A 2,873-nucleotide genomic window follows, 5' to 3' on the forward strand; every position below is an offset into this window, starting at 1 on the left:
CAGGGGGTCGTCGAGGTCGCCGAAGAGCGCGTCGACGCGCTGGCCGTCCCGGAACCAGGCCTCTTGGATCTGGGCGGGGGTGAGCCGGGAACCGTTCCCGGGCAGTTCCTGGCCACCGGAGTGCGCGGTGTCCTGGTGCGGCGCCGGCGTGGTCTCCGCAGTGCCGCGGACCGGGCTCGGTGCCTGCGCGTTGGCGTCGAGACCGTGCGGGGCCGGGGAGTGGGTGTTCAGGTCGTGCGGCGCGGGGGAGTGGGTGCTGAGGTCGTGCGGGGCCGGTGAGCCGGTGTCCAGGGCGTGCGGGGCCGGGGAGGGGGTGTCCGGGGTGTGGGACGGCAGGCCGTCCGCGGTGAGTGCGGGGGTCTTCGTCTCGGAGCCCGGCGGCAGGAACAGCCGGCGGCCCTCCGGGGTGAAGCGGAGGCCCTCGGAGTCGCCCACCACCAGGCCCGCCCGGTGCAGGTGCTTGTACGCCTTGTCGAAGCCGGTCCTGCCCAGGTCCACGGCCTGCGTGGTCTGCGTGCCGACCCTGGAGTCCGGCAGCGACCGGAAGCCGTCCGAGTTGCCCAGCGCCCGGACCATCTTCTTCATCTGTTCGGTGATCCCCGGTACGGCACCCAGCGCGTCCTCGGCCGCCCGTGGAAGCTCGCTGAGGTTGGGGCCGTCCGCCACGGCGGCCGACGAGGAGGTCCCCGCGCCCTGGTTCCTGACCGGCCTGGGCTGCGCAGCGCTGCCCTCGGGCCTGTTCTGCGGCTTCAGCGCGTCGAGGCGGCCGTTGATGTCCTTCAGGAGCTGCTCACGCTGGTCGAGCAGGGTCTGCGCCATGGCCTTGCGTTCGCCGACGGAGGCCGCGTGGAACTCCTGGGTCAGCTTGACCGCCTGCTCGGCGTGCGGCTGCGCCTTGTTGAGGTTGTAACGCTGCGCCTTGGCGTTGCCGCTCTTGAAGGCGTTGTCGGCCTGCCGCACCCGGTCCGACGCCTCGTCGAAGGCCTTGCCGGCGGCCCGTGCGGCGGGATCGACCGAGCCGTCGGCGAGATAGCGTCCGTCGCCGTCCGCGTCATGGACCGCCAGCGGTGACGGCCACTCGCTCGTGACATGGCTCCCGTGCGGATTGATCGGCAGCCCGGAGCCGAACTTCGCCTCGGGCCGGTACAGCTTGGAGATGACCGAGCCCAGCTCCTCCGGAGTCGTGGTGTCGGCGAGCAGCCGGAAGACGTCGTCCCTGAAGGCACCGCCGATCAGGTGGACCTCGCGCACCACCGACAGGGCGAGCGCCTCCTGCACGTGCTCGCCGTGGAAGACCTCCTGCTCGAAGGAGACCTGCCGGGTCCGCCCACCGGGGTACTCGTACGTCCAGCGGCCCCGCTTGCCCACCTCGTCGAAGCCCTCGTCGTACTTGGCGCCGCGGACGGTGTCGTCGCCGAACTTCAGCTGGTTCATCGTGTCGCGGTCCAGCGGGTGCAGCTGGTCGTGGAGCGAGACCCAGCCGCCCTTCTCCTCCAGGACCTTGGCGTCGAAGACGAGGGTGGTCGGCCCGTACCGGGTCGCCATCGGCTTGTCCCCGACCTCCATGCGGAAGAAGACGAAGTCGTCGTTGCCGAGGTTGGAGGTGTTCTTCGCCGAACTCTTGCCGGAGGCCAGGAACCTGACGCCCCGTCGGGCCAGGTCGCCCTGCGAGGACATCACTCCGCTGTTGGCGATGGCATGGTAGGCCGGGGTCGCGTGCTTGATCCGGTACGGCAGCGCCTCCAGCTTCTCCCGCAGCTGCTGGAACTTCAGGCGGTCCGCCTCCGGCAGGTCCTTCAGCAGGCCCTGGACGTCCGTACGCAGGTCCGCGATGTTCTTCTCGGACAGCTTGCGCACGAAGTCGTGCTGCTGGGACCGGGACAGCTTGTCGAAGCCGTCGAAGTCGTCGAAGACCTTCTGCCACTGGGCCTCGGTCCCGGGCAGGACCGCCTTCCACTGTTCGCCGGAGTGCACGTCGCCGAACGCCTGGTTCTCGCGGTAGCGGCGCAGCAGGTCCGGGATGCCGCGCTGGACCCGTGCCACTGAGGCGTCGGTGCCGAGGAAGCCCTTGAGGACGAGGTCGTCGCCCGGCTTCGCCGCCTTGACGGCGTCGTCGACCAGCTCCGCGAGATGGTGGGCCACGGCGGCGACGGGAGCGTGCTGGTTGCGCAGGGTGTAGGTGCCCCCGAAACGGGCGGCGTCCGTGACATGGCCCTGGAGGGCCGCGTCCAGGTCCTTGGCGGCCTTCTCCAGTCCCTCGGCCAGGCCCTTGAGTTCACTGTGGGGAGTCGCGCCCGCCGTGACCAGGCTCTCCAGTTCGTTGGCGAGCCGCCGGACGGTCACGGACTGGGAGTGGATCTCCTCGCCGGTCCTGATGAACTGGTCCGAGCGCACGGGGCCGTCGCCCGCGCCGCGGGAGGCGGCGTTCAGGTCCTGTGCGTGGGCCTGCAGCTTCCGGGCCCGTTCGATGTCCCCGGCACCCGCGAACTGGTCGACGAGCTGGTTCAGTTCACGCTGGGAGAGCAGACGGTTGTCGAGTTCGTGCTGGAGCGCCTCGTCGAGTTCGCGGGTGGTGCCCTTGAGCTTCGTGTCCGCCTCGGCCAGGTTGGTCCTGGCTTCCGCGATCTTGCCGGCGTCCTTGCCGGTCTGCGTCTGCTTGATCTCCGCCTGCTGCAGTTCCTGGTGGGCCTTGGTCTGGTCGGCCAGGATCTCGTTCAGCCGCCTGGGCGGCGTCACGGAGGCCGCGCCGCTCTCGCCGTGGGCGCCGTGGGCGGCGCTCGCGGGCGGCGGTGTCGCGCCGTCGGCGGGCAGGGACGTGCCGCCGAGCAGCCGGGGCCGTTCCTTGAGGCTGAGCCGGCGCAGGTCGGTGAGGT

The 2,873-nt window shown here is 70.9% G+C and carries 1 pseudogene; it reads right to left on the bottom strand.

Annotated elements, in window-relative coordinates:
- Positions 1 to 2,873 (bottom strand): annotated as a pseudogene (locus ACZ4O3_RS44020) (hypothetical protein); the annotation flags it as partial.

The sequence above is a fragment of the Streptomyces sp. NPDC026515 genome (genome assembly GCF_055567595.1).